At 67.4% G+C, this 23939-nt stretch carries 19 protein-coding genes; 8 read left to right on the top strand and 11 right to left on the bottom strand.

The features are described 5' to 3' along the window. Positions 1-2: 2 nt before the first annotated feature. On the bottom strand, positions 3-1658 hold the full coding sequence (gene ubiB / locus V3B46_RS16360) for a ubiquinone biosynthesis regulatory protein kinase UbiB (protein WP_329892355.1): 1656 nt from the start codon (positions 1656-1658) through the stop codon (positions 3-5). After that, the gene (locus V3B46_RS16355; protein WP_329892354.1) at positions 1655-2290 is read right to left on the bottom strand and encodes a ubiquinone biosynthesis accessory factor UbiJ; all 636 of its coding nucleotides are present in this window, start codon (positions 2288-2290) and stop codon (positions 1655-1657) included. The genes ubiB and V3B46_RS16355 overlap by 4 nt, the downstream gene beginning before the upstream one ends. 504 nt (positions 2291-2794) lie before the next feature. Between V3B46_RS16355 and ddlA the strand changes: the two genes are divergently transcribed. Beyond that, on the top strand, positions 2795-3889 hold the full coding sequence (gene ddlA / locus V3B46_RS16350) for a D-alanine--D-alanine ligase (protein WP_329892353.1): 1095 nt from the start codon (positions 2795-2797) through the stop codon (positions 3887-3889). A 224-nt stretch (positions 3890-4113) separates the two neighbouring features. On the opposite strand, the gene V3B46_RS16345 is transcribed toward ddlA, so the two are convergent. The 3 genes from V3B46_RS16345 to oleC form a co-directional block, all read right to left on the bottom strand. Beyond that, complete coding sequence (locus tag V3B46_RS16345; RefSeq protein WP_004153593.1) at positions 4114-4269, bottom strand: DUF1328 domain-containing protein; 156 nt, start codon at positions 4267-4269, stop codon at positions 4114-4116. Between the two features lie 82 nt (positions 4270-4351). Then, positions 4352-5344: a 2-alkyl-3-oxoalkanoate reductase gene (gene oleD / locus V3B46_RS16340; protein ID WP_182267038.1), complete on the bottom strand. Its 993-nt coding sequence runs from the start codon at positions 5342-5344 to the stop codon at positions 4352-4354. Then, positions 5341-6999, bottom strand: a complete 1659-nt coding sequence (oleC, locus tag V3B46_RS16335) for an olefin beta-lactone synthetase (RefSeq protein ID WP_329892352.1) — start codon at positions 6997-6999, stop codon at positions 5341-5343. Before oleC ends, oleD begins: the two co-directional genes overlap by 4 nt. 104 nt (positions 7000-7103) lie before the next feature. Between oleC and V3B46_RS16330 the strand changes: the two genes are divergently transcribed. Beyond that, on the top strand, positions 7104-7535 hold the full coding sequence (locus tag V3B46_RS16330) for a YkgJ family cysteine cluster protein (RefSeq protein ID WP_329892351.1): 432 nt from the start codon (positions 7104-7106) through the stop codon (positions 7533-7535). Between the two features lie 48 nt (positions 7536-7583). Here the strand turns inward: V3B46_RS16330 and V3B46_RS16325 are convergent, their stop codons facing one another. The 4 genes from V3B46_RS16325 to V3B46_RS16310 form a co-directional block, all read right to left on the bottom strand. After that, positions 7584-8474, bottom strand: coding sequence for an alpha/beta fold hydrolase (locus tag V3B46_RS16325; protein ID WP_329892350.1), 891 nt, complete (start codon positions 8472-8474; stop codon positions 7584-7586). 117 nt (positions 8475-8591) lie between these two features. Next, the gene (locus tag V3B46_RS16320; RefSeq protein WP_010487115.1) at positions 8592-9608 is read right to left on the bottom strand and encodes a 3-oxoacyl-ACP synthase III; all 1017 of its coding nucleotides are present in this window, start codon (positions 9606-9608) and stop codon (positions 8592-8594) included. 102 nt (positions 9609-9710) lie between these two features. After that, positions 9711-10028: a DUF4156 domain-containing protein gene (locus V3B46_RS16315; RefSeq protein WP_005407628.1), complete on the bottom strand. Its 318-nt coding sequence runs from the start codon at positions 10026-10028 to the stop codon at positions 9711-9713. Between the two features lie 179 nt (positions 10029-10207). Continuing rightward, complete coding sequence (locus tag V3B46_RS16310) at positions 10208-13057, bottom strand: M16 family metallopeptidase (RefSeq protein WP_329892349.1); 2850 nt, start codon at positions 13055-13057, stop codon at positions 10208-10210. Between the two features lie 415 nt (positions 13058-13472). On the opposite strand from V3B46_RS16310, the gene V3B46_RS16305 reads away from it, so the two are divergent. After that, positions 13473-13949, top strand: coding sequence for an XAC0231 family protein (locus V3B46_RS16305; RefSeq protein WP_154261914.1), 477 nt, complete (start codon positions 13473-13475; stop codon positions 13947-13949). Positions 13950-14018: 69 nt separating this feature from the next. Further along, complete coding sequence (locus tag V3B46_RS16300; protein ID WP_005407625.1) at positions 14019-14498, top strand: tRNA (cytidine(34)-2'-O)-methyltransferase; 480 nt, start codon at positions 14019-14021, stop codon at positions 14496-14498. 316 nt (positions 14499-14814) lie between these two features. On the opposite strand, the gene V3B46_RS16295 is transcribed toward V3B46_RS16300, so the two are convergent. After that, positions 14815-15978: an acyl-CoA dehydrogenase family protein gene (locus tag V3B46_RS16295; protein ID WP_049398617.1), complete on the bottom strand. Its 1164-nt coding sequence runs from the start codon at positions 15976-15978 to the stop codon at positions 14815-14817. Between the two features lie 257 nt (positions 15979-16235). Here V3B46_RS16295 and V3B46_RS16290 point away from each other — a divergent pair, with 257 nt between their 5' ends. Then, positions 16236-17912 carry an electron transfer flavoprotein-ubiquinone oxidoreductase gene (locus tag V3B46_RS16290; RefSeq protein ID WP_329892348.1) on the top strand — a complete coding sequence of 559 codons (1677 nt, stop codon included), beginning with the start codon at positions 16236-16238 and terminating at the stop codon, positions 17910-17912. A 65-nt stretch (positions 17913-17977) separates the two neighbouring features. Next, positions 17978-18379 (top strand): c-type cytochrome, encoded by a 402-nt coding sequence (locus V3B46_RS16285; protein WP_317218337.1) that lies wholly within the window; start codon positions 17978-17980, stop codon positions 18377-18379. On the opposite strand, the gene V3B46_RS16280 is transcribed toward V3B46_RS16285, so the two are convergent. Continuing rightward, positions 18373-21972: an ATP-binding protein gene (locus V3B46_RS16280; protein ID WP_329892347.1), complete on the bottom strand. Its 3600-nt coding sequence runs from the start codon at positions 21970-21972 to the stop codon at positions 18373-18375. The genes V3B46_RS16285 and V3B46_RS16280 overlap by 7 nt on opposite strands. Positions 21973-22046: 74 nt before the next feature. On the opposite strand from V3B46_RS16280, the gene V3B46_RS16275 reads away from it, so the two are divergent. Both V3B46_RS16275 and V3B46_RS16270 read left to right on the top strand, forming a co-directional pair. Beyond that, positions 22047-22685 (top strand): response regulator, encoded by a 639-nt coding sequence (locus tag V3B46_RS16275; protein ID WP_032130138.1) that lies wholly within the window; start codon positions 22047-22049, stop codon positions 22683-22685. Positions 22686-23063: 378 nt separating this feature from the next. After that, complete coding sequence (locus V3B46_RS16270; protein WP_154261907.1) at positions 23064-23834, top strand: hypothetical protein; 771 nt, start codon at positions 23064-23066, stop codon at positions 23832-23834. The last annotated feature ends 105 nt before the right edge of the window (positions 23835-23939 follow it).

Here is a 23939-nt window from a genome sequence, read left to right as displayed (position 1 = left end):
GCCTACTTCCACCACGCGCGCAGCAGCGCCACTGCGCCGAGCGCACCGGACAGCCAGCTCCACGCCGGCACGTCGCCCCAGTACCAGCCCGGCGGCTGCAGCACGTACATCAGCGCGGCGATGGCCAGCAGGCCGACGCCGGTGATCGCTCCCACCGCGCGCTTCTGCAGGCGCTGCAGGCTGGCGTCGAGCGCGACCAGATCCCGCGAACGCATCGCCAGTTCGTGGCGGCCTTCCACCTGCTGGGTCAGCCAGGCGTGCACCAGGCGCGGCATGTCCGGCGCGTGGGTCATGATTTCCGGCAGGCGCTTGCCGATCTCGCGCACCACCCGGCGCGGGCTGTAACGCTCGCGCAGGATCTTTGCCAGCACCGGCTTGGCCACCGCCCAGATGTCGATCTGCGGGTCGAGCTGGCGGCCGACGCCTTCGATGTTCAGCAGGGTCTTCTGCAGCAGGATCAGCTGCGGCTGCAGGGTCAGCTGGTAACGCTGGGCCACGCGGAACAGCTTCATCAGCACTTCGGCCAGCGAGATCTGCGACAGCGGCCGGGTGAAGTACGGCTCGCACACCGAACGCACGGCCGCCTCGAGATCGTCGATGCGCACGTTGTCGGGCATCCAGCGCGCCTGCACGTGCAGTTCGGCGATGCGGCGGTAATCGCGGTTGAAGATGGCCATGAAGTTCTCGGCCAGGTAGTACTGATCTTCCTGCGAGAGCTGGCCCATGATGCCGAAGTCCAGCGCGATGAAGCGCGGGTTGGCGCGGCGCGCCGGATCGGTGTCGACCCAGATATTGCCGGCATGCGCATCGGCATGGAAGAAGTTGTCGCGGAACACCTGGGTGTAGAACACCCGCACGCCCTTGGCGGCCAGCGCCTTGCGGTCGATGCCGGCCTTGTCCAGTGCGGCGATGTCATCGGACGGGATGCCCCACACGCGCTCCAGGGTCAGTGCCCGCTCGGCGGTGTGGCTCCAGATCACTTCCGGCACGTACAGATCGTCGCTGTTTTCCCAGAAGCGGCGCAGCACGCTGGCATTGGCGCCTTCGCGCTGCAGGTCCAGCTCGGCAGCCAGGGTGTTCTCGACTTCGGCCACCACTTCGCGCGGGCGGATCTTGTCGGCGCGCGGGTGGGTGCGCTCGACCAGGGCAGCCAGCGAATTGAGCAACGCGATATCGGCGTCGATCTGTTTCTCGATGCCCGGGCGCAGCACCTTGACCACCACCTGGCGGCCATCGGCCAACGTCGCCGCGTGCACCTGTGCGATCGACGCCGAGGCCAGCGGTTCGGTGTCGAAGCTGGCGAAGGCCTCGCTGACCGGCAGGCCCAGCGCTTCCTCGACGATGCGACGCGCGGTCTCGCCATCGAACGGCTTGACCCGGTCCTGCAGCAGGGTCAGTTCATTGGCCACATCCGGCGGCACAAGGTCGCGGCGGGTGGACAGGATCTGGCCGAACTTGACGAAGATCGGGCCCAGATCCTGCAGCGCCAGGCGCAGGCGTGCACCGCGCGACTGAGCGGCGATGTCGGCCGAGGCGCGCGGCACGAACGGCTTGGCCAGGCGCAGCCAGCGCTCGGCGGGAGTGCCCTGCAGCAGGTCGTCGAGGCGGTAACGCAGGATCACCCGGCCGATGCGGCTGGCACGCAGCACGGCCTTCATGCGGCACCCCGCAGACGCTGCACGCGTGCACCGAGGCGCTCGACGTCGTCGCGCAGCACGTCCACGTCATCGTGGAAAGCATCCAGCTCGGCGCGCGGCACCACGTCACGCGATTCCTCGGTGATGAACTCGGCGGCACTGTGGGCCAGGTCGATGGCGCCCTGGCGCGCATGCTGCAGGGCGCTGCGCAGGGTGTTGGCCACCTGCACGCCCAGCACGTCGCCGAACACGCCGACGAACGGCTGCTGCCAGTCCGGGTCGAAGCCCTTGGCCAGCTGCTGCAGGCGGCGCGCCAGTTCGGCATCACCGGCCACGCGCACGCGGCCCTTGCCGTTGTTGTCGCCGCGCCGTGCGTGGGCCAGCAGCGGCAGCTGCGCCAGCACGCCGGCCAGGCTGCTGCGCACGGCCAGGTCGGCTTCCTGCGCGTCCACCGGGCCGACCCGCAACTGGTCGCCATCGACGCTGATGCGCATGGCCAGCGACGGCGCTTCCAGGGTCAGGTCGATATGCCGGCCGTCGAGGCTGGCCAGTGCATGGCGGGTATCCGGATCCAGCGCCAGCGCGCGGTTCAGGGCGATCTGCAGGGCGCGGCCAGCGACCGGCTTGAGAGACTTGAGCAGGGAGAGAGCCATGTGCGCATTCTACCTGCGTGGGTGGGGGGCTTGGGCCGGGCTGCCGCCCGGCACCCGCACAGGCAACGGCAACGGCAACGGCAACAGCCGAAGCAACGGCGTGCATTCCGTGGGATGTCGGGGTGGGTCCGGTTGCGGGGGACGCCGTAAACCCGTCCCTGGGGGCTTGGCCGCGGCTTGCTCGTGTGCGCTGTCCTGCGCACACGGCAAGACCGGGGTTGGGCGTCCTGCCCAACCCGCCCGAGGCATGCCTCGGGCCCATGCCGCGGACACCCCCGCAACCGGATCCACCCCGCCTTCGACAGGTTCCAGCGATCTGTCGGACTATCCGGGGTATCTCGCGTTGGTAGATGCCGACCTTGGTCGGCGCTGGATTTCCGGGGGTGCCAACCAGGGTTGGCCGCTACTCGAGCCGACCGCCAGGCGGTTCATCTGTGCCTCACCTGTGCGGCAATGGAAGGTTCATGCTGTACGGCCACGCAACGCACAGGACATCGCAACACCATGGCACGGACCCGGGTCGGCATCATCTTCGGGGGCAAGTCCTCCGAGCACGAAGTTTCGCTGCAGTCGGCGAAGAACATCCTTGATGCGCTTGATCGCAAGCGCTTCGAGCCGGTGCTGGTCGGTATCGACAAGCAGGGCCAGTGGCATCTGAGCCAGCCGGATACCTTCCTGATCAATGCCGATGATCCGTCGCGCATCGCGCTGCATCGCTCAGGCCAGTCGTTGGCGGTGCGCCCGGGTGCGGAACAGGCGCAGCTGCAGCCGTCCAATGCGGCCAGTGCGCTGGGCCAGATCGATGTGGTGCTGCCGATCGTGCACGGGCCGCTGGGCGAGGACGGTGCGCTGCAGGGGCTGCTGCGCATGGCGAACCTGCCCTTCGTCGGTTCGCCGGTGCTGGGCTCGGCGGTGGCGATGGACAAGGACGTGACCAAGCGCCTGTTGCGCGACGCTGGCCTGCAGGTGGCGCCGTGGCTGTGCATCCGGCGTCACCAGGCCGCCGACGTCGATGTCGATGCGGTGATCGCTCAGCTCGGCCTGCCGTTGTTCGTGAAGCCGGCCAACCAGGGTTCGTCGGTGGGTGTGAGCAAGGTCAAGGATGCTGCGGGCTTCGCCGAGGCACTTGCATTGGCGCTGCGTTATGACCACAAAGTGCTGGTCGAATCGGCGGTGGTCGGCCGTGAGATCGAGTGCGCGGTGCTGGGCAACGAACAGCCGCAGGCCAGCCTGTGCGGCGAGGTGGTGGTGCACGATGAGTTCTACGCCTACGACACCAAGTACATCAACGATGATGGCGCCGAGGTGGTGGTGCCGGCGGATATCGATGCTGCAACCCAGGCGCGTATCCAGCAGATCGCGCTGCGGGCCTACCAGGCGCTGGAGTGTGCGGGCATGGCGCGCGTGGATGTGTTCCTCACCGCAGACGGCGAGATCGTCATCAACGAGGTCAACACGCTGCCGGGCTTCACCCGCATCAGCATGTACCCGAAGCTGTGGGGCGCCAGCGGTGTGGACTACACCACGCTGATCACGCGCCTGATCGAACTGGCGCTGGAGCGCCATGCAGCCGATCGCGGATTGCACAGCGCCGTGTAGTAGGGGCGCTCTGTGTCTCTGTAGAGTCGAGCCATGCTTGACTCATGAAGAGCAGTCGAGCATGGCTCGACTCTACAAAAAGCGTGCCGACCAAGGTAGGCACCTACCGGGCGATGGCGTGCCTACCAAGGTAGGCATCTACCGGACGATGGCGTGCCGACCAACGGTCGGCACCCACCGGAAAGAACAGTGCCGGCCAGCGGCCGGCACTACCCAGCGGTCTTCTAGCCGCGCTTGCGGAACATCGAAATCACTGCCAGTACCAGGAACACAACGAACAGGATCCAGGCGATATTGCTGGCGGCACCGGCGATGCCGGAGAAGCCGAGCACGGCAGCGATGATGGCGATGACGAAGAAAATAACGGCGTAATGCAGCATGGTGCTCCTCGCAGATGTCCGGGCCGTTGGATGGCGTGGGTCCATCCTCCCGATCTGGCGGTGTGCAACCAGTGATGGCGACCTATGCGGCAGATGAAGCCTTCAGCCTGCGCAGCCCTTCCTCGATGCTGACCTGCGGCACGTAGCCGAAGTCGCGGCGCGCCGGCTCCATGCTGTACCAGTGCGGCGTGCACAGCTGCTCGGCCAGGAAGCGGGTCAGCGGCGGCTCGCCACGCAGGCGCAGCAGCGGCCACAGCCGCTCGCAGACCGCACCGATGCGATAAGCAGTCTTGAAGCTGATTGCCTTGTCCACCGTCGGTGCACCCACGGCGGACAGCAGCTTGTTGACCAGCTCGCGCATCGGCAGCGGTTCGCCGTTGGAAATGAAGTAGGCCTTGCCCGCACACGCGGCACCCGGTGCCAACGCTTCGAAGGCGAGGAAATGCGCGAGCGCGGCGTTGTCGATGTAGGTGGTATCCACCTTGTTGTTGCCATCGCCCACCAGGCGCAGGCGGCCCTGCCGCGCACGTTCTGCCAGGCGTGGCACCAGCTGTTGGTCGCCCGGGCCCCAGATCAGGCGCGGGCGCAGTGCCACCGTCGCCAGCGACGCATCGTTGGCAGCCAGCACGCGCTGTTCGGCGATCGCCTTGGTGGCCGCATACGGCGCCTGGAAGTCCTCGCCGTACGGCACTTCGTCGGCACCCAGGCCTTCCACCGGATGGGTGGCGCGGTGGGTCACGCTGGGCGTGGAGGTGTAGACCAAGCGGCTGATGCCATGTGCACGGCAGGCCGCGAGGACGTTGTCGGTGCCGACCACGTTGGCCTGGTGGTAGCTGTCATAGCTGCCCCACGCGCCGGCCTTGGCGCCGTTGTGGAACACCGCATCGACGCCGGCGACCGCGTGCAGCACCGCCTGCGCATCGGCCAGATCGCCACGGATCTGTCCCACCCCCATCGCCTGCAGCTCCGGATAGTGGCTGCGGTTGAACGCCAGCACCTGATGGCCACGTTCGACCAGCCCACGGCACAGCGCCTGGCCAAGGAAACCACCACCACCGGTGACCAGGATCTTCATGCGCGCTTCTCCAGTTCGGCGCTGGCCCAGACGGCGAGCTTCTCGCGGCCGATCTTGGCGTTGTGACGGATATCGACGGGGAACGCCGGATGCACCAGGAAGTGCTGCAGGCCGGCCTCTGCCACGCGGGCTGCGGCATGCGCACGCAGCGCTTCCTGCAGCGCCGGGCTGTCTGCCTGGCCACGCTGCAGCTCCACGCACAGCACTGGCACCTGCGCACCCGCCGGGCCAACGCCGACCAGCGCAGTACGTGCCACGCCGGCCACCGTGTTGAACACCGGCTCGACCTGTTCGGTGTACAGCGGCCCGCGCGCGGTTTCCACGCGCTGGGTCTTGCGCCCGCAGAACCACAGGCGGCCCTGCGCATCGAAGTAGCCCACGTCACCCATGCGATGCACCACGCGCGTGCTGCCATCGGCCAGCGACTCGCGGATCTTCGCCGCCGCGGTGGCCTGCGGGCGGTTGAAGTAACTGTCGGTAGCGGTCGGTCCGGCCACGGTGATCTCGCCCACCTCGCCGGTGGCCAGCACGCGCGCCTGCGACCAGTCGGCCAACGGTGCGTCATCGATGGCGATGATGCGCACCTCATTCGGTTCAACCACGCTGCCCACGCAGGTACCGGCGCCGGCCTCGGTGGCCGCGCGGGTGCGCTCCAGCTCGCGGCCTTCCACCACCGCCACCGGCAGGCACTCGGTGGCGCCGTACGGGGTCCAGAACTGCGCATCGGCCGGCAACAGGCTGCGGATGGTGGCGACCACATCCGGCGGCACCGGGGCACCGGCCGAGGTCACCCGGGTCACGGTCGGCAACGGCCGACCGTGACGGGCCAGCACCCGCATCAATGCTGGCGATCCGAACAGCTGGGTCACGCCGAAGCGCTGGATGGCATCGTGCAGGCGTGCCGGGTCGGCCTGCGCCGGCCGGGTCGGGTCCATGTCCGGAATCACCGAGGTCAGGCCCAGCGCCGGGTCGAACAAGGCAAACGGCGGGAAGGTCGGCAGGTCCACGCCGCCCGCTTCCATGCCAAAGGCACTGCCCAGCAGCTGGATCTGGCCGACGAAATGACGGTGGCGGTAGACCACGCCCTTGGGCACGCCGGTGGAGCCGCTGGTGAACAGGATCGCGGCCATGTCCTCGCCATCGGTGGCGGCCAGCATCGCCCCCCCGTTGGCACCGGCGCGCTCCAGTGCGGCCAGCGTGGTCCCGCCCCAGCCGAGGCGGCGGCCGACGGTGACCAGGCGGGTCGCCGAGGGCGCCCAGCGCAGCACCAACCGCGCCACGTGTGCCAGCGGAATGCCAATGAAGGCCTCCGGCTGCGCCTCGTCCAGGCACTGCTTCAGTGCACGCTTGTCGATGCCCGGGTCGACCAGCACCGGCACCGCGCCCAGCTTGAACAGGGCGAACATCAGCAGGAAGAACTCCGGCGACGGCCGCACCATCACCACCGTGCGCACCCCGCGGCCGATCCCGTAGCCGGCCAGGCCAGCCGCCATGGCGTCGCTGCGGGCGTCCAGCTGGCGGTAATCCAGGGTCACGTCGTAGGCGGCCATGCCGTTGCCGGCGCCACGGCGGCCCGGGCAGCGGATGGCGATCTGGTCGGGCCGTTCACGCGCCAGTTCAGGCAAACGGGCGGCAATATTGCAGGGTCGGTTCATCCGTTCATTGTCGCCGCTTACGGAATTTCTTGCGCGGCGGCCCACTTCGTGGAAAATCCGCACCCTCGTTCCTGATTCCGACTGCCGCCCGAGGCGGCTTGCCCATGCAACATCCCTGCATGACCTGCGGCGCCTGCTGCACCCAATACCGCGTGGCCTTCCACTGGATGGAATCAGACGAGGTCACCCCCGGCGGCGTACCGCACCAGCTGACCGAGGTGCTGGACCCGCATCGCCTGTGCATGCGCGGCACCCACTCCAAGCCGGTGCGCTGCGTGGCGCTGGATGCGCAGATCGGCGTGTATTCACGCTGCACCATCCACCCCAACCGGCCCAGCGTGTGCCGCGAGGTGGATGCATCGTGGGAGTACGGCAAGGCCAGCCCGCAGTGCGATAAGGCGCGCATCTCCTATGGCCTGGATCCGTTGACGCTGGCCGACTGGCGCTGGCGCGACGCGGCCGACAACGACGACGACCATCCGGACGACAACGGCAACAGCCCGTCTTCGCCGCCACAGGCACCGGTCGCCGCGTAGAGGTAGTGCCGGCCGCTGGCCGGCAACCTCATGAACCCGGCCGCCCCCTCAGATCGGGTTCTTGTCCAGGAACGCGCGGATCTCCGGCACCAGCACCTCGTGCTTGTCTTCCAGCACGTAGTGCCCGGCATCCTCGAAGGCATGCACCTGGGCCTGCGGCAGCGCGGCCTGGAAGCCCTTCAGGAAGTGGTGGTCGAACACGAAGTCGCGCAGGCCCCAGCCGAGGAAGGCCGGGCGGTCGGCGAACGACGGCAGTGCCTTGCCGGCGCGTTCCAGCAGCGACCACGCCTTGTCGGACGGCGACAGCGGGATGTCCTGCATGAAGCGAATGGTGCTGATGCGGTTGGCGTAGCTGTTGTAAGGCGACACGTAGGCGCGGCGCACATCGGCCGGCATCTTCCGCTCCACACCCAGCCACGAGGCACCGGACGAGAACGCGTTGAAGGTGCGGATGATCCACTCGCCGATCTTCCAGTGCCGGCCCAGCGCGATCTGCCACGGCATCTTCTTCGCCGCCGGCATCGGGAACGCGGCGGTGTTGAGCACCACCAGGCGCTTCACCTGGTCGTGATGCGACAGCGCCCAGCCGAAGCCGATCATGCCGCCCCAGTCGTGCACGGCCAGGGTCACCGGACCGGTGATGCCCAGGTGCTTCAGCAGCGCATCAAGGTCGTCCACGCGCGACTGCAGCGTGTACTCGTAGCGGCTGTCATCGGGCTTGTCCGACAGTCCCATGCCAATGTGGTCCGGCACGATGCAGCGGTACCTGTCCGAGAGGCCAGCCACCAGCGTGCGCCAGTAATAGCTCCACGACGGGTTGCCGTGCACCATCACCACCACCTCGCCATCGCGCGGGCCTTCGTCGAGATAGTTCATCGACAGGCCGGGGCGGACCTCGAAGCGCTGCGGGTGGGCGGGGTAACCGGGAAGCTGGGACATCGAATCGCACCTGTAGAAAGGGCCGGTAGAACCGGCCCTTGGACACTTGGAAAACTCATCGCTGCCCGTCGCGAGCGGTTGGCCAGGCAATCGCGCAGCAGCTCAGCGGTGACTTTTTTACCAGACCACTTCGGCCATCGAACAGTTCAGGCCCGAGCCAATGCCCAGAAGCGCGATGCGATCGCCCTTCTTCAGCTTGCCCAGCTGCTTGAGCTTGCTCAGCACGATCGGCACCGAGGCCGGACCGATGTTGCCGTGCTCGCCGAAGATGGTCATGACCTTCTTCGGGTCGATGCCGAAGTTCTTGATGAACGCGGCAGTGTGCGGCTGGCTGACCTGGTGGATCACGAACTGGTCCAGCTCTTCCACGGCCCAGCCGAGTGCGATCTTGGCGGCGCTGAAGGTCTTCTGCGCCAGCTTGATGCCTTCGATCAGCAGCAGGCGGGTGTCGGTGACCATGCGGTCCAGGTTGCCCAGGCACAGCTGGTTCCACTCGGTGGCCGAGCGGGTCACGCCACCCTTGTAGCGCGGGGCGTCCGGCACCAGTTCCGAGCGCGCCATCACCATGGCCGCAGCACCCGAACCGGTGGTCAGGGCGGCCAGCTCGTTGCGGAAATCATCGGCGGTGACGTCCGGAGCGGTCATGCGCTCCAGGGTCTTCTCGTACACCAGGTTGGCGGTCTCGCCATCCACCACCAGCGCGTAGTCGATGTCGCCGCGCTCGATCATGCGCGCCGCGATGTCCATGCCGTTGATGAAGGCCAGGCAGGCATTGGCGACGTCGAAGGTCATGCACTCGTCGCTGACGCCGAGGTTGCCCGACACGATGGAGGCGGTGGACGGCTCCAGGTAGTCACGGCTGACCGAGGTGTTGACCAGCAGGCCGACCTGGGTCGCGGTGATGCCCGCGTCTTCCAGTGCCTTGCGGCCGGCCATGGTGGCGGCGTCCGACGCCAGCACACCGTTGTCCCACAGGCGGCGTGCGTGGATGCCGGCGATGTCGCCGAGCACATCGGTGCGGATGCCGAGGCGATCTAACGTCGGCTGCAGGCGTTCGTTGATTTCCTTGGTCGTCAGCGTATGCGGCGCGTCGACGTGTGCCAGGCCGGCGATCGAGACATTCTTGAAGAGCATCGAGGTTAGCGCCAAGGCTCAGGCAAAAGGGGGCGCTATTCTATAACCCCCGGGCTTTCACCGCATCTTTACGAATTCAGGCTTGGCCGTATGGTGAAGCGTTCAGCGCGGCGGGCACTGGAACGCGGCGAAGCGCTGGCTGCCATCCGCAGGCGCGGCGGCGGCCTGTACGGCGTTGGCACCGGCGCTGGGGGCCTCGTTGCGGGCCAGGGTTTCCAGTTCTTCCTGCACGCGCAGCGGGTTGCGGTTGTAGAAGCCGACCTTGCTCTTCACGGTGACCACCACCTCGCCCTTGGCGATGCAGCCGGCCGGAACGGGGCCTGCCGGCAGCACGCGGGTCGCCTTGCCGGCCGGTTCGATCGGCACCCAGGTACAGGCGGTGACGGTGAGCAGCAGGGAGGAAAGCAGCAGAACGCGCATGGGCAGATCCTGGAAGGGTATGGGGGGGATTCTGCCTGAACAGCCTGAATCGGGGGTAGCCGGTGGGGGTCAGATCCCCTGCAGGGGGTTCTGACCCCGCCTTCGGGTCATGGGGTTGCCGGCCAGCGGCCGGCACTACCAGGGGAGCCGGCCCACCCCATGGCGGGCCGGGTATTGCCTTACTTCTTGACCGGGTTGCCTTCGGCATCGATCACCGTCACCTCGCCCAGGTTCAGCGCACGCACGGCCGCTTCGGTCTGCTTGAGGTCACCCACCACCACCCAGGTCAGCGCCTGCGGCTTGATCTCGGCGGCGGCCTGCTGCACTTGTGCCGGGGTCATCGCCTCGATCTCGGCCTTGCGGCGCAGCACGTAGTCATCCGGGCGCTTGAACTGCACGATCGAACCGATGGTCGACGCCACCGCGCTGGCGGTCTCGTAGGCACCGGGCAGGCTCAGGGTCTGGATGTTGCGGATGCGGTTGACCTCGGCCGCGGTGGCCGGCTTGCTGCCGTCGGCGAACGCGGCGATTTCCTTGCGCATTTCCGCCATCGCCGGGCCGGTCTTGTCGATCTGCACCGGTGCGCTGGCCATCCACGGGCGCTGGCCCACCGAATTGATCGCGCTGCTGCGCGCACCGTACGACCAGTGCTTTTCCTCACGCAGGTTCATGTTCAGGCGCGAGGTGAAGTCGCCACCGATCACGCCATTGGCGATATCGAAGCGGGTCGAGCTGGTGGCGCTGGACGGCGCTACCACCTGGCCGGCGAACAGGTTGGCCTGCACCGCGCCCGGCTGGTCGATCAGGAACACGCGCGGGCCCTTCGGCAATGCAACGTCGGTCGCCGCCTTCACCTGCGGGACATCGCCGGCAGCCTTCCAGTCGCCCAGCTGCTTGTCCAGCAGCGGCACGATTTCCGCCAGGGTGGTGTCACCGACCACGATCAGGGTGCCGTTCTGCGGGCGCAGCCAGTCGTGGTGGAAATCAACCAGATCCTCGCGGGTCAGGCCGCTGATCGCCGCCTCGTCGCCACTGCCGGTGAACGGAATGGCATACGGGTGGCCCTTGCCATACAGCAGTGGCGGCAGCACGCGCATCGCCACCGCACCCGGGTTGACCTTCTCCTGCTGGATGCCGGCGATCCAGCTCGCCTTGACCCGGTCGATCTCGCCCTGCTCGAAGCGCGGCTCGCGCAGCAGGTCGCGGTACAGCGCCAGCGACGGTGCCAGGTTTTCCTTCAGTGCCGACAGGTCCACGCTCATCGAGTCCAGGCCGGCCGAGGCATCCAGGCTGGCGCCCAGCGCATCGGCAGCATCGGCGAAGGCCAGCGAGCCGAGCTTGCCGGCGCCTTCGGTCATCAGGCTCATGGTGAAGTTGGCGGTGCCCGGCTTGCGGCCCTGGTCGGCGCTGAAGCCGCCCGGGAACTGGTAGCTGAACTGCACCACCGGAATCTCGTGGCGCTCGGCCAGGATCACCTGGGTGCCGTTCTTCAGCGTGGCGCGCTGCAGCGCCGGGAACTTCAGCTGCGGGAACTCGCGGGTCTGCGGCACGCCGGCCTTGCGGTCAACCTGCTCCGGCAGGGTGCTGTACTTGGGGTCCACCGCGGGAACGTTGAACGGCTTCGGTGCCTGGCTCGGGTCTTCCTTCAGCGCCACACGCTCACCCGGTGCGATCACCAGGGTGTGGCTGCCCTTGTCCAGCCACTGCGCGCCCAGCCGGCTCAGATCAGCGGCACTGGCCTTCTCGATGTTGGCCAGCGAGGTGCGGAAGCAGCCCGGGTCGCCGGTGAACACCGCGCACTCGGCCAGTGCGTCGGCCTTGCCACCGAAGCCGCCGATGCGCTCGATGCCGCGGATGAAGCCGGCGCGGGCACCGGTCTTGGCGCGCTCCAGCTCGGCCGCGGTGGGGCCCTGCTTGATCAGGCGGTCCAGTTCCTCGTCGATGATCTTCTCGACCTTGGCCGGGTCCTGGCCCTGCTTGACCGTCGCCATGATCACGAAGTTCGAACCCAGCTGCGAGGTCGAAAGGCCCGAGGCGATGCTGTCCACCAGCTTGTCCTGGTGCTGCAGGCGCTGGCTCAGGCGCGAGGACTTGGCACCGCCAAGGACCTGCGCGAACAGCTGCAGCTGATCGACATCGGTGGTGCCGACCTGCGGCACGTTCCAGGCGCGGTAGATGCGCGCCTGCGGCACCTTGTCGGTCATCGTCTCGCGCGTGTCGGCGCTGCGCTTGGCCACGTTCACTGCCGGCTGCGCCATGGTCGGGCCGGCCGGGATGCTGCCGAAGTACTTGCCGACCTTTTCCTTGGCAGTGGCCAGGTCGATGTCGCCGGCCAGCACCAGCACCGCGTTGTTCGGGCCGTACCAGGTGCGGAACCAGGTCTTCACGTCATCCAGCGACGCCGCGTTCAGATCGTTCATCGAACCGATCACGCCGTGGTGATACGGGTGGCCTACCGGGTACAGCGCCTTGTTGAGCTGGTCCCAGGCCTGGCCGTAGGGCTGGTTCTCGCCCTGGCGCTTCTCGTTCTGCACCACGCCGCGCTGCTCGTCCAGCGCAGCCTGGTCGATCGCACCGACCAGATGGCCCATGCGGTCCGACTCCATCCACAGCGCCATGTCCAGGGCGGTGGTCGGCACGTTCTCGAAGTAGTTGGTGCGGTCGGTATTGGTGGTGCCGTTCTGGTTGGTGGCCCCGACCTGCTTGAACGGTTCGAAGAATTCGCCGTCGTGGTTTTCGCTGCCCTGGAACATCAGGTGTTCGAACAGGTGCGCGAAGCCGGTACGGCCGGCCGGTTCGTCCTTGCTGCCCACGTGGTACCAGACGTTGACCGCGACGATCGGCGCCTTGCGATCGGTATGCACGATCACGCGCAGGCCGTTGGGCAGGGTGAACTGCTCATACGGGATATCGACCTTGGCCGGTGCGGCCGGCTTGGCCGCCAGCGCATGGGAAGGCACAAGCGTGCCCAAGGCAGTGCTGAGGGCGACGGCCAGCAGTGCAGCGCGCGGGCGAAGGGCGAGAGACATATCCGGATCCTTGGTCACATAGGTGAACCCTGATCCTAGCCTGCGCACGCAGCGGCAGGAATCGGCCAGCAGTCACTGGGGGTGTTTGCCCCTGTGCCCCATCCGCAGCGCCGATCTGCTGTGCCTGACCGGTCACAAGCGCCCGCCAGGACCGTCCGGACAGTGTCCGCAGCACATTGAATGGACAGGTGTCCGCCCACCGGACACTTTTCGAAGAATACAAAATCCTTGTAAATCAATAACTAAAAGTTGGCACGGGGATTGCTTGGTACTTCCTGCGCCAGGAAGGGCTTCAGATGAAAGCTGACTGAAGACTGAACAACTGCAGGAAGCCGAAAATTTTCCTTGCATGCCCAGAATTGGTGTACTACCTTACTACCACACCACTGATCACCAACACTAAACAGGCCCCGTCATGAACGCCAAGACCATTGCCATCGCCATCGCCCTGATCGCCGGCACCGCGGTTGTTTCGTCGGTGCAGGCCTCCGAATCCATCCAGACCCTGGCCACCGTGCAGGTCCGCCCGGCCGCCGACCAGCTGGCCCAGCAGGCTTGGGAACAGGCCAGCGGCATCCCGACCCTGGCCACCGTGGAAGTGCGCCCGAGCGCCGACCAGCTGGCCGAGCGCAACGGCTACGTTGCCGCCCCGGTTGCTGCCGCGATGCCGATCACCACCCTGGCCGCCGTCGAAGTGCGCCCCAGCCTGGAACAGCGCGTCGCCCTGGCCGCCGAAATGGAAGCCCAGCGCTACGCCGCGACCCTGGCTGCCGCCGCCACCAACGTCGCCAACTCGGTCATCGTCAACCTGCCGGCCCTGCAGGTGCGCCCGAGCGCCGCCGACCTGCAGGCCCTGGCCACCGAAACCGCCCAAGTCCTGCTGCGCCCGTAAGCGGTGCCGCCCTGCCCAGCGCAGGGCGTGCGCCGTAAAGGCGGCGGTCGTCGCAGGTACACTGCGCCGATGAATGCCGCGCCCCAGTTCCATGTGATCCTGTTCCAACCGGAAATCCCGCCCAACACGGGCAATGTGATCCGGCTCTGCGCCAACACCGGCGCGCAGCTGCACCTGGTCGAGCCGCTCGGCTTCGCACTGGAAGACAAGCAGCTCAAGCGCGCCGGCCTGGACTACCACGAATACTCGCGCCTGCAGGTGCACCCCGACCTGGACACCGCGCTGGCGCGGATCGCACCGAAGCGCTTGTTTGCCCTGAGTACGCGTGCCAGCGTGCGCTACGACAGCGTGGCCTTTGAAGATGGTGATGCGTTCCTGTTCGGCCCGGAAAGCCGCGGCCTGCCGCAGGACGTGCTCGATGCCTTGCCCGATGGCCGCCGCCTGCGCCTGCCGATGCGGCCGGACAACCGCAGCCTCAATCTTTCCAACACTGTTGCGGTGGTGATGTACGAAGCGTGGCGGCAGCACGGGTTTGCGGGCGGCGCGTAAACCGCCTCAGGTGGGTGGGGACCCGCTTCTGGTGGGTGCGGGCCTTGGTCCGCACCGATGCCCGGTCGCGCGCTGAAGGAATGTGCCAACCAAGGTTGGCACCTACCAAAGGCAGGTCCAGGCAGGCACCGAGAACCTCTGATGGCTGTGGATCGCTTCTGGTGGGTGCGGACCCTGGTCCGCACCGATGCCCGGTCGCGCGCTCAAGCAATGTGCCAACCAAGGTTGGCACCTACCAAAGCACATCCCAGGTGGCCGTGGCAGGTGCCATGTGCAGCAGATCCACGCCATGCGTGGATGGTGTTCCCCGCACCGCTCAGAACGCGTTGATGCCGGTCAGTTCGCGGCCGATCACCAGCTGGTGCACGGTCTCGGTGCCTTCATAGGTGATCACCGATTCCAGGTTCAGCGCATGCCGGATCGCTACATGCTCGGTGGTGATGCCGGCGCCGCCCAGTAGATCGCGACACTCGCGGGCGATGTCGATGGCCATGCGGCAGTTGTTCCACTTGGCCAGGCTGACCTGCTGCGGCTGCAGCTGGCCAGCTTCCTTCAGGCGGCCCAGCTGCAGCGCCAGCAGCTGCGCGGTGGTGATGCGGCGGGCCATTTCGGCCAGCTTGATCTGCGCGCTCTGCGTGGCCGCCAGCGGGCGACCGAACAGCACGCGTTCCTTGGCATAGCCCAGCGCTTCATCCAGGCAGGCAATGGCCGCTCCGATCGGGCCCCAGCTGATGCCGTAGCGGGCCTGGGTCAGGCAACCCAGCGGGCCCTTCAGGCCCTTCACGTTCGGCAGGCGGTGGCTGTCGGGCACGCGCACGTCGTCGAAGAACAACGCGCCGGTCAGCGACGCGCGCAGGCTCATCTTGTGCTTGATCTCCTGCGTGGTGAAGCCGGCCATGCCCTTTTCCAGCACGAAGCCCTGGATGCCGTCCTCGGTCTGCGCCCAGACGATGGCCAGATCGGCCACCGGGCCGCTGGTGATCCACATCTTGCTGCCGCTGATGCGCCAGTCGCTGCCGTCGCGCACCGCGCGGGTCTTCATGCTGGCCGGATCGGAACCGCCGTGTGCCTCGGTCAGGCCGAAGCAGCCGATCAGCTCACCGCGCGCCATCGCCGGCAACCACTGCTGGCGTTGCTCCTCGCTGCCGTAGGCATAGATCGGGTACATGCACAGCGAGCTCTGCACCGAGACGAAGCTGCGCAGGCCCGAATCGCCGCGCTCCAGCTCCTGGCAGATCAGGCCATAGCTGACCGCACCCAGGTCGCCGCCGCCGTATTCGGCCGGAAGAGTGGCACCGAGCAGGCCCAGCGCGGCGATCTCCGACACCAGCTCTGAAGGGAAGCGGGCCTGGTCGAAGGCATCGCCGATGATCGGCAGCACGCGCTCGTTGGTGAAGCGGGCGACGCTCTCCTGCACCGCGCGCTCTTCCTCGTTGAGCAGGGAACGGACATCGAACAGATCGTACGGATGCAAAGCCATGGCACTCACGCGCAGTCAGGACCCGGCCATTGTCGGTCATCCGGGCAGAGCGTGCCGACCAAGGTCGGCACCCACCAGAGCTGCAGCCCTACGCTGCACCGCAGCAATCATGACGTGAACATCGTCGATCTAGCTCGATCACGCGCGGCCCGGTACCCTGACACATTCAAACAACCGTTTCGCTCGTGGCTGCACGCGCGATTCCCAGGCACCGCCGGTGGCCCCGATGCCGGCCCTACCCACGAGTCATGCAATCGATGAGCGCTGAAGCCAACGCCCTGCCCCCGCGTGAAGTAATGGAGTTCGACGTGGTGATCGTCGGCGCCGGCCCCGCCGGCCTGGCCACCGCGATCCGCCTGCGCCAGCGTGCGATCGAAGCCGGCCGTGAACTGTCGGTGTGCGTGCTGGAAAAGGGCTCCGAACCGGGCGCGCACGTGCTATCCGGCGCGGTGATGGATCCACGCGCGCTGACCGAGCTGTTCCCGGACTGGGCCGAGCGCGGCGCACCGCTGAAGCAGAAGGTCACCCGCGACGAATTCCTGTTCCTCAGCGAAACCGGCGCGCGCAGCACGCCCAACGCGCTGCTGCCGGAGTGCTTCCACAACGAAGGCAACTACATCATCAGCCTGGGTGAAGTGACCCGCTGGCTGGCGCAGCAGGCCGAAGCGCTGGAAGTGGCGATCTTCCCCGGCTTCGCCGCAGCCGAGGTGCTGTACGGCGACAACGGTGAAGTGATCGGCGTGGCCACCGGCGACATGGGCATCGCGAAGGACGGCAGCATCGGCCCGGCCTTCGAACGCGGCATGGCGCTGCAGGCCAAGTACACGATCTTCGCCGAAGGCGCACGCGGGCACCTCGGCCGCCAGCTGATCGCGCGCTACAAGCTCGATGAAGGCAAGGACCCGCAGGCCTACGGCATCGGCATCAAGGAACTGTGGCAGATCGACCCGGCCAAGCATGAGCCGGGCCTGGTGGTGCACGCCGCCGGCTGGCCGCTGGACAGCGACACCTACGGTGGTGCGTTCCTGTACCACGCCGACGGCGGCAAGGTCGCCATCGGTTATGTGGTTGGCCTGGACTACAGGAACCCGTGGCTGAGCCCGTTCGAAGAGTTCCAGCGCTTCAAGACCCATCCGTCCATCCGCAAGCACCTGGAGGGTGGCACGCGCATCGGTTACGGCGCGCGTGCGATCACCGCCGGCGGCCTGCTGTCGCTGCCCAAGACCGTGTTCCCGGGTGGCGCGCTGGTCGGCTGCGAGGCCGGCTACCTCAACGCCAGCCGCATCAAGGGCAGCCATGCCGCGATCAAGACCGGCATGCTGTGCGCCGATGCCGCGTTCGACGCGCTGGCCGCCGACCGCCAGCACGATGAACTGAGCGCCTACCCGAAGGCGTTCGAAGCCAGCTGGCTGTTCACCGAACTGCAGCAGGCCAAGAACTTCAAGCAGTGGTTCAAGAAGGGCCAGACCGTGGCCACGCTGATGACCGGCGTGGAGCAGTGGCTGCTGCCGAAGCTGGGCGTGCGCAATCCGCCGTGGACCCTGCACCGCACGCAGCCGGATCACGTCTGCCTGGAGCCGGCGGCCAAGCACACCCGCATCGCCTACCCGAAGCCGGATGGCGTGCTGACCTTCGACCGTCTCAGCTCGGTGTTCCTCAGCAGCACCAACCACGACGAGAACCAGCCCAGCCACCTGACGCTGAAGGACCCCAGCATTCCGGTGAAGGTGAACCTGGCCGAGTACGCCGGCCCGGAAGCCCGCTACTGCCCGGCGGGTGTGTACGAGTTCGTCGGTGAAGCCGACAACGCGCGCCTGCAGATCAACGCGCAGAACTGCGTGCACTGCAAGACCTGCGACATCAAGGACCCGACCCAGAACATCGTCTGGGTGACCCCGCAGGGCGGTGGCGGCCCGAACTATTCGGGCATGTGATTGCTCCGGGCTGCGACCGCGTGTCGCAGCCCACCTGCCCCGCTGCATCGCTATCCTGCCCGCCCATGCGTGCTTTCCGCCTGCTCATCACCATTGCTTTGGCGCTGGCGGCCACGGCCTGCCAGCGCCCGCCTGCGGCACCGGCCACGCCGGAACAGGCGCAGCAGCAGGCCATGCAGCGCGCGTTCGAGCTGTGCGCCGGCTGCCACACCGTGCAACCTGGTGGCATCCACCGCTTCGGGCCCAATCTGCACGGCGTGATCGGCCGCCGCGCTGGCAGCCTGCCGGACTATGGCTATTCCGACGGCATGCGCAGCGCCGATATCACCTGGACCGCGCAGACCCTGGATGCGTTCCTGCAGTCGCCCACCCACGTGGTGCCCGGCACACGCATGTACAACGCCTTCCCCAGCGCCGAACGCCGCGCGCTGGTGATCGCCTACCTGCAGCAGCAGTCGGCTCAGTGAGCCAGGCGCTGCAGCTGTTGCTGCAGCCGTGCCACAAATTCCGCCACCGCCGCGAACACAGGCGCCGGATCGGTTTCCGCCGCATCCTGCAGACGCTCCACCAACGCATTGGCCTGCCCGGCCAGCACTGTCGCTCCCACCGCGCCCAACCCACCGGCCTGGCGATGCAGGTGCAGTGCGGCCGCCTGGCGATCTCCAGCCTGCAGCGCGCGCTGCACGGCGGCAAGATCGCCTTCGCTGGCCTGCAGCAGGCTGTCACGCAGCTGCTCGGCCACCGCGCGCGAGCCGAAGCGCTGTTGCAGGGCCGCCAGATCGGGCAGCGTATCGCCATCGTCGGCCGCCACCTCGACCACCGGCACCTCGAACGACTGGCCCTGCGCCTGTGGCAACCAGCGCAGCAGCGCGGCGCGCAACGTTGCCAGTGACAGCGGCTTGGCCAGCACCTCATCCATGCCCGCCTCACGGCAGCGACGTGCATCGTCATCCAGCACGCTGGCGGTCAGCGCCAGCACGGTCAGCCGCGGCTGGCCATTGCGGCCTTCGCGCTCGCGCAGCAGGCGGGTGAAGCCGAAACCATCCAGCACCGGCATCCGGCAGTCGGTGATCACCAGATCGAAGCTCTCCGACGACAGCCGATCCAAGCCCTGCTGGCCGTCACCGACCATCACATGCGGCACCCCCAGCTGCTGCAGTCGCCAGGCCATCATCGCCTGGTTGGTCGGGTGGTCCTCGATCACCAACACCCGTGCCTCGCGCAGCGGCGCCGGCAGCAGCGCCGCCTCATCCTGCTCGGCCACCAGGGCCTCGACATCGCCACTGCCGGCTTCCACCAGCGACAGCCGCACCTCGACGCGGGTCCCTTCGCCCAGCGTGCTGTGCAGCTCCAGCTCGCCGTCCATCATCTGCACCAGGCGCTGGCAGATGCTCAGGCCAAGGCCGGTACCCCCATGGTCGCGCTGGATGTAGGCACCGGCCTGGGTAAACGGCGCAAACAGGTGCTGCAGCTGTTCCGGCGCGATGCCGATGCCGGTGTCGGTGACGCTCAGGCACAGCGGCTGGCTGCCGTCTTCGGCGGTCGGCCCCAGCACGTCCAGCTGCAGCCGCACTTCGCCGCGCACGGTGAACTTGATGGCGTTGCTGAGCAGGTTGAACACGATCTGGCGCAGGCGCACGCCATCCACTTCGTGCGCGGCCGCCAGCTGCGGGTCGATCTGCACGTGCACGTCCAGCCCACGTGCACTGGCCTGCGCCGACAACAACCGGCACACGCTTTCCAGCAATGGCCGCAGCGGCTGCGGCACCGGTTCCAGGCGCAGCGCGCCGGCCTCCAGCCGCGAGTAGTCAAGAATATCGTCGAGGATCTGCCGCAGCATCTGCGCCGAATCCTCGATCACCCCAAGGATGCGCTGCTGCTCGGCATCCAGCGGCGAATGCGCCAGCACTTCCAGCATGCCCAGCACGCCACTCATCGGCGTTCGGATTTCATGGCTCATGGTCGCCAGGAAACGCGACTTCGCCTCCGCCGCCTGTTCGGCGTCGGCCTTGGCCGCAGTCAGGGCCTCGGCCTGTGCACGCGCCTCGCTGACATCCACCCAGTATCCACTCCAGGTGACCACGCCCGCTTCGGCCGCATAGGGATGGGCCTGGCTGCGCACCCAGCGCGCGCCGGTGCCTTCAGGTCGCAGCCGGAACTCGAGAACAAGCGGTGCGAACTGGCGCGCCGCCTGCTCGACCGCATGCAGGATGTGCTCGCGGTCGTCTTCCTCGATGCGCTCCAGCAGGCACATTGCATCCTGTTCGGCCTGCTGCCGGCTGATCCCGAACAATGCCTGCAGGTCACCGGCAATGAACGGGAAGCTGAGGGTTCCGTCTGCCGCGCGGCGAGCCTGATAGACCACGGCGGGCAGGTTGTCGGTGACTTCGGCCAGGCGCTGTTCCAGGTGACGCCGTCCGGCCACCTCGCGGCGCAGCCGCCAATGCCCGATGGCGTGCACCAGCAGCGCGGTGAGCAGCACCAGCAGCAGCGGCACGCCCCAGCGCAGCGCGGTGGTCCAGTCGACGCCGCTGCGGTATTCCACCGCCAACCAGTCGCCGCGCAGCGCCTCCCGCTTGCGCGGCGTCATCTGCAGCAGCAGGCGGTCGAAGGTGGTGGCCAGGGCGGCATGGCGGCGCTCAACCGCCAGCACCAGCTGATCGTTGAAACCTGCCGGTGCCGCCACCTGCAGGCGCCCCGGGAAGCGGCTGCGCAGCAGATGGTCAACCAGTGCCAGGTTGCCTACGTAGGCATCGGCGTCGCCATTGATCAGGCGCTGCAGGGCCTGTTCCGCGCTGCGTGCCGCGATGATGCGCGCCTGCGGCGCCTGCTGCAGCACATAGCCACGCACACGTTCCGGATCGGACAGCAGCACCCGCTTGCCCTGCAGGTCGGACAGGCCCAGCAACGCCGGGCTGTCACGCCGGCTGACGATAACGTTCGGCACGCTGATGAAGGGCTGGCTGAACACCCAGTCCGGGCCCAGGTAACGAGAATCGGCAGGAATGCCCATCACCGCCTGCAGCTCGCCGCGGCGCGCCTTCTCGCGCACCTCGTACCAGTCATGGCTGTTTTCCACCTGCAGGTTGGCGCCAGCCTGCAGCAAGCGCCGCAGGTATTCGCTGGCCAGGCCACTGGGTTTGCCATCCTGGTCCGCGAACGACAGCGGCGCCGCGTTCGGCGCGAAGCCGATCTTCAACGGCTGCTCCAGTACCCGTTTCTCGGCCTGGCTCAACGCCAGCTGTGCCGATGCCGACCACTGCGGAGGTGGCAGCCAGCGCTGCACCAGCGCATCGCGCTGGGCCTGGCTGGTCGCAGCCAGTGCCAGGTCCAATGCTTCGGCCAACGGCTGCTTGCTGTTGGGAACACCGAAGTGCAGCCGTTCGGGCGGCAGATCGCTGGGGCGCAGCAGCACGACCCCCTGCAGGTCCTCGCGTGCGATCAGTTCGGTGGCCACGTAGGCATTGCCGATGTAAACGTCTGCCTTGTCGTCTCTGACCATCTCCAGCGCCGCCAACGAGCTGTTTGCGACAAGCTGTCGTGCCCGGGGAAAGCGCGCCCGCACCTGCGGGCCGGTCAGGAAGTCCTGCTCGATCACCACCCGCAGTCCATCCAGGTCGGGGATATCGGAGGCACGCAGGTCATCCGGGCGTCCCACCAAGGCCAGAGGTGCCTCGCCATAGGCCGCGGTATAGACCATGCAGCGGGTGCGGTCGGCACTGAGACCGACATTCATCACTACATCGATCTCGCCACGACATGCCGCATCCAGCACGGATGTCCAGTCGGGATAGCGCCGCGCCTCCACCTTCACGCCCAGCTGACGGGCGAGAAGCGACAGATAATCCGGGCCCAGGCCGACCTGCTGGCCATCACGGAGGGACTCGAACGGCGGCCAGCCACTGTCATACTGGCCCACGACGATGCTCGGATGCGCGGCAAGGTACTCGCGCTGCAGCGGGCTGAGCGGCAACAGCCCAGGCACCGCCTGTGCCAGCGCCGCAGGCAGCACCAGCACGGCCAGCAGCAGGACCAGCCCGCGAACAGCCCAGCTACGCATCGGCGTTGATCTCCTAGAATCTGCCAGGAACCGCGATGGTCGCGGTCCGGCGTGCCCGGTGGCCATACTAGAGCATGAGCTTGCGCATCATCATCGCAGACGACCACCCGGTGGTCCGTATCGGTACCCGTGCCGTCATCGAATCGAGCGGGGTTGGCCGCGTGGTCGGCGAAGCCGACAGCGCGCAGGCGCTGATGGCCCTGCTCGGCAGCCAACCCTGTGACCTGCTGGTAACCGACTACTCCATGCCGGGCAGTCCCCAGGCCGACGGCTTCGCCATGATCGGCATGATCCGCCGCCGTCATCCCGACCTGCCGGTGCTGATGCTCAGTGTCTCCAACAACCTGGCAATCCTGCGCATGGTGCTCGACAGCGGCGTGCTCGGCCTGGTCGACAAGAGTTCGTCGATGGACGAACTGCCACAGGCCATCCAGGCGGTCTACCGGGGCCAGCCCTACATCAGCCGCAGCCTGCGCGAGCGGGTCGAGGCCGCTGGCAGCTGGCGCATGCGCGAGGGCGACGGCAAGCCACTGTCGCCACGCGAAGTGGAGGTGCTGCGGCTGCTGGGCACCGGCATGACCGTGAAGGAGATCTCGCTGCAGCTGCACAAGAGCGTCAGCACCATCAGCCGGCAGAAGGGTGACGCCATGCTCAAACTGGGCCTCAAGGGCGACGCCGAGCTGTTCGATTACCTGCGCGACGGCAAGATCTGAGAGCCAGATCACACAAGAAGGGCAGCTGCCACCGCCCTCTTTGACCGGCCGCCGATCTGTGCCAAGATGGTCCGGCATGAGTTCTCAATGCGAGGTCGAAGGAATCGACCGGCTCATGTCCTCGCTCCCGTCCCTGGTGGATGGGGTGCGGTTTCCTGCCGGCCGTCTGGCCCGGCAACGCTGACCATGGAGAGGCGCATGCATCATCCCCCCAAGCTACGTTGGACCCTGCCGTTGCGACCCCTGCGCGCATTCGCGGCGTGCCTGCTCGTCTCTCTTTCCGCTGCCGCCTGCAGCGCCGCCGATCCGGCCCCCTCGTCCTCCCAGCCCGGCGCCCCTGCGCAGGCTGCCAATGCGCCCCGACAGGATGTTGCCCCGATGCAGACCCCCACCCCCGATGCCGCCGCCACCCCGCCCGACGCGCCGACCGTGATGTATTTCACCTACCAGGTGGACGGCGATGGCGCGACCTCCTATGAGGTCCAGAACGGCAGCGTGGCGACCTTCTGGTTCGGCCACACCTTCACTCTCGATGGCACCACGTACTACACGGGTTTCTCCTGGGATACCCGCGAGCACTACGGCAAGCCGGGCGAGCAGACGCCGGCCGGTCCGGATGACCGCGCCAACCTTGCCGAGGCCACCTTCGTGCTGGCCGGCACCGACGCCAGGAAGCCATGGAAGTTCCGTGGCCAGGAATGGACCATCGGCGCACTGGGCGCGTACGACAAGGCCGACGATGTCGATACGCGGCGCAAGCCGCTTGAACATCGCACGGCCGATGGTCGCCTGCTGCTGGCGGTGCCGACCAGCAGCTTCGACCGCGGCATCAGCAGCACCGGCTATGCGCTGCTGCTGTTCAACCCCAGGCGCAGCGAAGACGACGTGGACAGCAAGGTCTGGCGCTATGTCGGTTCAGTGCGCACGGGTGAGGACAACAGCGCCGCCTGCGACGAAGGCAACGTGATGCCCTGCACCGACAGCGATGGCGAACTGGCCTTCGCTGCCGACGGCAACGGCCTGCCGCGACTGACCGTGACCTTCAAGGGCACCACCATCGAAGGCCCCGGCAAGACCCGCGCACTGGGTGCCGGCGACGCCGTGCACTACACCTTCGACAGCGCGACCCAGCAGTACGTCGCGCCCTGATAGCACCCGCCACGCGCGGGTTCCGTGTTGACCGACATGTTCTTGACTCACGGATGAGTCCGGTTGGCGATTCGCGGCATGCGCCGCTCCATCAACCCCGAGGAA

Origin of the sequence: Stenotrophomonas sp. SMYL11 (genome assembly GCF_036320005.1) — a bacterium.
Classification (GTDB): Bacteria; Pseudomonadota; Gammaproteobacteria; order Xanthomonadales; family Xanthomonadaceae; genus Stenotrophomonas; species Stenotrophomonas maltophilia_A.
This window is presented reverse-complemented; position numbering and strand designations above follow the sequence as displayed.